Origin of the sequence: Bifidobacterium sp. UBA6881, assembly GCA_002451435.1 — a bacterium.
Classification (GTDB): Bacteria; Actinomycetota; Actinomycetes; order Actinomycetales; family Bifidobacteriaceae; genus Bifidobacterium.
The window spans coordinates 45,181-51,357 of the sequence record DKCF01000110.1 but is presented as its reverse complement, the minus strand read 5'-3'; the positions used below and the strand labels follow the sequence as shown (position 1 = coordinate 51,357).

Here is a 6,177-nt window from a genome sequence, read left to right as displayed (position 1 = left end):
GAAAACGAACCAATACCTCCACGAGGGCGCGCGGAAAACCTTCGTGCGCGCATACGCCGAGCCGCCGACCAGGAACGGATTGTTCGAAAAGGTCATCATCTCGGGCCGCGGATGGAAACCAGACTTCACGTTCGCCGAGGTGCGAGCCGAAGAATCCTGACGAGCCGACGAGTCCGCCGTGGTCTCGATCGGGGCGCCCGCAGCGAAACGTGACTCGTCGTCCCAATCCCGTCGGGACTTATGCCGTGATGCGCGAGACCGCCCTTGCCCGGCATCGTCGTGCTTGCCTGCGAAAACGGCATACGCACGCCCCTGCGCCTCTTCGAGCTGACCGGATTCACCCTCGTACATACCTACCTCTTTACCCCCTCACCCGCAATTCTCTTTTACGTATGAAAAGTATTGCATACCCCCGACAAAAACATTGATTTCCTCATATTGCTTTTTATTACCCTCTACGGAGAGAAAATCAGCGAACTCCCAAGTATTTTCAACGAAATACCCCCCCCCAACAAATTTTCCCATGCATTGCAAGAGCTAATCGGTTACTTCGTATCGCCCCGCCTCGCAACACCCCATGTCACTCATAAGCCCCCACATACCTCTTCGTTGCTCCACAGCGGGCCTGTAGAATGGTCTTGCACCGTCACCTATACGGGTGCACCCCCAACGGCACATGGCATAGCAGGTCCGCATGGTGCGGCATGTATGGCATGCGGAAGAAGAACATGCAGGCCGCCAGAACCGGCCACGCATGCGAAAATCCAAGAAGAGGCAACATGACCTTCAACCGATATATCCTGTTTCGCACAATCGTCGAATGCATCGGCACCATAGCATGTGCGACGCAACTGTTCCAGCACGACACCTGGCCGGGAATCATTCTCATGTCATTGATCTCTTTGGTATGGATCTGCGGCGAAATCTGGGTCGCCCGCATCTTCAGCAAAACCCATCCACGGCGGGACGAGCTTTCCGACGAGCATCAGGACTCCGCCATCCGTTTCACCTTCTTTTTCATGGTGATACTGATGGTGGTGTTCGGTTTCGCGGCCACGATCCTTTCGCTGGCGAGGCGCACCATCTACGCATTGCCATCCATGCTGCTGCCGACGCTCGCGGTATTCGCTTTGGCGGTCGCCGACGCCCGATACCTGTGGCTTGAACACGAAGGCGGCGACAACGATGAAGACTAATCTGAAACTGCGTCGCATGGAACGGGGCATGAAGCAATCCGATCTCGCCGATTTGGTTGACGTGCGTCGCGAAACGATAGGCCGACTGGAGCAGGGCCAATACTGCCCTTCGTTGCGTCTCGCCATGGATCTGGCGAAGGTGTTCGACACCACGGTCGAGGATCTGTTCAGTTTCGACGACGAAGACAACGACTGACCCGGAAATGCGGCATGTGCCTCCATCGGTACGGAAACGCACTTGATCGGCTCATGGGGGTACGGCACTCAGGGGGTACGGCACGCGTCCCATCCGCTTGCTGCGGGAACGCTTTCACGAAAACGCATCGTATATGACCACATTGTGGACACAATGGCGCGTCGTTTTCAAATTCCGCCGAAAGTCGCTGGAATTCCAACGTTTTTACGAAACATGCAGCAAACAGTGCATGTGCGAAAGGCGTCGCACGGTGAGACATTGAAATCACAAATGTGCGATTGCCGTCACACGGCCGATTTTTCCGGTTGCCCCAACGCTTTATATTGAATGTCCAGAAGGCAGGGGTAACCCCATTGAGGGATTTCCCCACCACATGTCGAAAGCATAAGAAAGGAAATGCGATCATGAAGAAGAAGCTCGTCGCTATTCTCGCCACTATCGCAGCAGTGTTCGGCTTTGGCTTCGCGGCCAACTCCGCCATGGCTGCGGACAACAACTACGGCGTCACCGGCGCAGGTACCGTTTCCGGCACCACCGCCACGTTCACGTTCAAGAACCTGACTCCGGGCAAGAACTACGTGGTCTCCTACGATGACACCAACGTGGAGCACGTCACGCTCGCCGCCACCAAGTACTCCAACGTCGCCGCCGCCCACGCGGACGGCACGCTGACCGCCACCTACACCATCAAGGCCGGCTTCGCGGGAACCATCAGCTCCTCGGTTTTCGCCGTCGACGCGGCGGGCAACCCGACCGGTTCGCCGCTGGCGACCGCTTCCGTCACCGTGGCCGCGACCGGTGAGGGTTCGGCCAGCAACGCAGCTTCCAGCAACACCGTCGCCCAGACCGGTGCGGCAGTGCTTCCGTTCGCAGTGGTCGTCCTGATGCTGGCAGCCGCAGGTATCGCTCTGGTGGCCGCGCGCAAGACCACTCGCTGAACATCGATTTGAGGCCGCAAGGCTTCTAGCGCAAAAAGAAGCCCGGGACTTTCCCGGGCTTCTTTTTGCATAACCGTGGCGCACAACCGCGCAACCCATACAGCGCATTTCGGAAAGGAACGCAATGAAGGTTCTGTTTGTCTGCACCGGCAATATATGCCGCTCCCCCATGGCGGAATTGATGCTGCCCCGATACATGCCCGAACTCGAATCGGACAGCGCGGGGACCCGCGGACTCGATTCGCACGCCATCGCCCGCGGCAGCGAACGGTTGATGACCATGCACGGCATCCCCTCGAGCATGTTCCGGTCGAAGCGCATCACGCCGCAAATCGCCCATGACAGCGATCTCATTCTGTGTTTCGAGCACAGCCAGCGCAGGGAGATCTCGGTCATCGCCCCGACCGCAGCGCGCAAAACCTTCCTCATCAACGACTTCGCCAACATGTGCGCATACTGCAAGACGCACGGCTACATCGAAGGCGAAACGCGTGAGGACCGCATCGAATCGGTCATCGACAACGCCGGACTGATTCGTCCGATGATTCCCGACACCAACAATGTGGAAGACCCCAACGGCAAGGATTTCGCGGTGTACGAGGCCGCATACAACGAAATCTGCGACGCTCTGCAAACCATAAGGGCCGCCACCGACTGACCTTTCTCTGCCACGAAGCACGATGCCGGGCAGCGCGAAGAAGGCCATCGAGACCGAACAGACAGACGTCATTTTTGCCAGGCGCGGACATACCGCCCCGCGAAAACGACGCCCTTCACGCAATCAGCACCCTCCTACCCCATGGATTCCCCGTCATGGGGGTGGTGCTTGCTAGCATGATGCTGTGCAATATGACGCGGATGCGTCAATCAGAGAATCATTGAGGGGAAACATGGCCGCCGCAGAAAGCAATGCGCCACAAACAAGCCAAGTCGTAGTCGAGCCTACGGATACGGAAGACAACGGCATCACGCTGATGGATTTATTCCGTATCATCCGCAAACACCTATTGATCGGCATCATCACATTCGTCGTGGTGTTCATAGCGACCTGCGCGTACACATTCCTGACACCGCCCAAATACTCGGCCACCTCCCAGGTGTTCGCCACCTATAGCGAAGCCTCCGTGGACAACAATATCTCAAACATCAACAGCGCCAGCACATACATCACCAACCAGATCCAGTCGTATCCGACGTTGGCCACCACGGAATCCGTGCTGGAACCCGTCATCGACGAGCTCGGCCTCGACACCACGGTCGCCGGGTTAGCAGGGCAGCTCAACGTCACGAATCCCACGGACACCGCATTCGTCAACATCACCGCGCAAAGCGGCGATCCGAAGCAGGCCGCGGACATCGCCAACAGCGTGGCGAAATCACTGAGCAATGTGGTGGAGAAGTCGCTGTACGCATCCGGCAAGGAATCACCGGTGAAGCTCTCGGTGGTGCAACGCGCCACCGAGCCCGCGGCGCCGAGTTCTCCGAAAGTCACCCTGTATCTGGCCATCGGACTGGTCGGAGGACTGGTCCTCGGCATATTCGCGACACTGATTCGCGACCTCATGACCACGCGTGTGGAAGAGGCCAGCGATCTGCAAGACATCATCAACGCTCCGATCATGGGCCGTATCCCCGCTGATGACAGTCTGAAGGACAACAGGCCGATTGTCGTATCTGCGCCATCCAGCAGAATCGCCGAGGAATTCCGCCGTATCCGTACGAATCTGTCGTTCACGTCGAAAATCGAAGGCAGCGACGCCCGCATGATCGTCATCACCTCCTGCGATCCTTTCGACGGCAAAACCACGGTTTCCGTGAACCTTGCGGCGGCGCTTGCCGAAAACGGCGCCAAGGTGCTGCTCATCGACGCCGACCTGCGCCATCCTTCCGTAGCCGATCGTCTTGGACTGGAAGGCGGCGCGGGCCTGGCGCATGTTCTTTCCGGACAGGCCATGGTAAAGGACGTCGTCCAGCGTTATTGGAAACCGAATCTGCACATCATGCCGGCCGGCCCCAAGCCGCCGAACGCCTCGATGCTGCTGAATTCCAAGACCATGACGGAATTGCTCGACATGGCTTTGCACACCTACGATTACGTGATCGTGGATACCTCCCCGATGGTGGTCGCCAATGACGCCGCGGTGTTCGGCGCGAAGAGCGATGGCGTGGTCATGGTCTCCGGCCGCGATGTCACCATGAAGCGCGACCTGAAGGATATCGCCATTCAGCTGGAAAACCTCAATGTGCCGGTGACCGGTTTCGTGTTCAACCTCGAAAAGGAACGCAAGACACCGCAGAACGATAACTACTACTATTACTATGACGACAAGGCAAAGGGCCGCAAGGCGCACAAGCACCGTCCGAAGAGCAAGGCCAAGGGGCGTCGCACGGCCTGATCACGTCAGTTAGCGCATAGAAATGGGTGGGATTTTCCCACCCATTTCTCTTTTACGACTACAATCATTCCGATCGGATTTTTCAGCGGCGAAGATGAACAACGGCAACGCAGCGAACGCGTAGTTCTCGCATTGGATGTACAGGTATACCAGCAGCACGAACCAGCAAACGACGGTTTTACGGCGCCCACCGCCCTGCGATGATGCATCGCCCTCAACCACGACGGCCGTCGCATCGACGCCACTCCTACGAATGCCGGTCTCCTGCACGCATCCATGAATGTCAGACCCATGGATGCCGGCGAAGGCCCGCACGTTTCGTATACGCGCGGCACATGCCACGGACGTGACGACCAGCAATGCCATACCGATCAGTCCATATTCGGTAATCACACTCGTGTACGCGCACATGGTCCATACATTGTCGGCATTCGACCCCGTGGCGAAGCTCATAGCGGCTTCACCATTCATCCCCCTGCTGTTCAGTAATTGCTCTGCCTTGGCGGCACCGGCCTGCATGGCATTGATGATGTTGCCCGCGCCATAACCGGTAAGAACGGTCCAAGGATGGGCGATCAATCCGCACAACGGATCGAGGCTTTGATAGATTCGTGCGAAGAACGAACCATCGCCCTCGGCACCATTCTCGGCGATCGATGAAAGCCTGGAATCCGCAAGTACGCCGAGCAATCCAAGCCCGCACACGCCGAGCACCTGCGCGATGCCCCGCAATCGCTGCCGTTTGTCATGCCACGTATTATGGACGACGATCACAATCAGCAACGCCACCACCGAATCGATGACGATTCTGGTGCCGGCCTGCATGAGCACTGCGCCTATCATGTACACGACGATGAGATCACGCAACCGCTTCGCGTAAATCCGGTCACGCCTGCGCATCAGCCACATCAGCGGTAGCAGTATGCCGAACAGATGCATGCCGATGTAGCTGGGTTCCGCGAACAGGAATTGCGGACGTCCGCCGCCCCACACCGAGCCGTCACTGACATACTGCCGATACATGAGATGTTCGAAATAGTTGATCAGCGGGGTGATATGCAGATGCACCGACAACCATTGAACGACGCCCACACTGAACGAGAACCAGTAGGATGCGATGAGGATGCGCAACGGCATGCGCCAGGGAATGCGTTCGACCTCGAACGCGATGGCGAGCGCGCCGAGCGTGGCGAGCACGCCGAGCAGTCCGGTGACGCTCATGAACGCCGCGTTCCGGTGAAGGCCGAATCTCAGCCATCCTGGAATGGACAGCATGATGCAGGCCACTGGCAACAGGAACATAGGCAGATACCGGTTCGCCACGATGCACAGCTGCCGCCGGTTGCATAGGCAATATACCGCGAACAGCGCGGGGCTGATCGGCGACCAGAACGGCGCGTACAGACCGAGCGTGGTGCCGTCCACCGGTAGAAAGGCGATGGCGAGCAGCA

The 6,177-nt window shown here is 58.0% G+C and carries 6 protein-coding genes; 5 read left to right on the top strand and 1 reads right to left on the bottom strand.

What is annotated here, in order from left to right; genetic code table 11:
• The first annotated feature begins 887 nt into the window (after nt 1-887).
• The 5 genes from B3C64_RS08590 to B3C64_RS08570 all read left to right on the top strand — a co-directional run bounded on the left by B3C64_RS08590 (nt 888) and on the right by B3C64_RS08570 (nt 4,726).
• Entirely contained in the window at nt 888-1,196 is a 309-nt protein-coding gene (locus B3C64_RS08590; protein ID WP_291535069.1) for a hypothetical protein, read from the top strand.
• Nucleotides 1,186-1,392 (top strand): helix-turn-helix transcriptional regulator, encoded by a 207-nt coding sequence (locus B3C64_RS08585; protein WP_291535068.1) that lies wholly within the window; start codon nt 1,186-1,188, stop codon nt 1,390-1,392. The genes B3C64_RS08590 and B3C64_RS08585 overlap by 11 nt, the downstream gene beginning before the upstream one ends.
• 404 nt (nt 1,393-1,796) lie before the next feature.
• Complete coding sequence (locus B3C64_RS08580) at nt 1,797-2,330, top strand: hypothetical protein (RefSeq protein ID WP_291535067.1); 534 nt, start codon at nt 1,797-1,799, stop codon at nt 2,328-2,330.
• A 124-nt stretch (nt 2,331-2,454) separates the two neighbouring features.
• The gene (locus tag B3C64_RS08575) at nt 2,455-2,988 is read left to right on the top strand and encodes a low molecular weight phosphatase family protein (protein WP_291535065.1); all 534 of its coding nucleotides are present in this window, start codon (nt 2,455-2,457) and stop codon (nt 2,986-2,988) included.
• A 232-nt stretch (nt 2,989-3,220) separates the two neighbouring features.
• Nucleotides 3,221-4,726, top strand: coding sequence for a polysaccharide biosynthesis tyrosine autokinase (locus B3C64_RS08570; protein WP_414632191.1), 1,506 nt, complete (start codon nt 3,221-3,223; stop codon nt 4,724-4,726).
• 9 nt (nt 4,727-4,735) lie between these two features.
• Here the strand turns inward: B3C64_RS08570 and B3C64_RS08565 are convergent, their stop codons facing one another.
• Nucleotides 4,736-6,175: a hypothetical protein gene (locus tag B3C64_RS08565; protein WP_291535062.1), complete on the bottom strand. Its 1,440-nt coding sequence runs from the start codon at nt 6,173-6,175 to the stop codon at nt 4,736-4,738.
• Nucleotides 6,176-6,177 lie beyond the last annotated feature (2 nt).

Coding starts and splice junctions, on each gene's coding strand:
- B3C64_RS08575 (WP_291535065.1), top strand. CDS start 2,455: ATGAAGGTTCTGTTTGTCTGCACCGGCAATATATGCCGCTCCCCCATG.
- B3C64_RS08585 (WP_291535068.1), top strand. CDS start 1,186: ATGAAGACTAATCTGAAACTGCGTCGCATGGAACGGGGCATGAAGCAA.
- B3C64_RS08570 (WP_414632191.1), top strand. CDS start 3,221: ATGGCCGCCGCAGAAAGCAATGCGCCACAAACAAGCCAAGTCGTAGTC.
- B3C64_RS08580 (WP_291535067.1), top strand. CDS start 1,797: ATGAAGAAGAAGCTCGTCGCTATTCTCGCCACTATCGCAGCAGTGTTC.
- B3C64_RS08590 (WP_291535069.1), top strand. CDS start 888: ATGTCATTGATCTCTTTGGTATGGATCTGCGGCGAAATCTGGGTCGCC.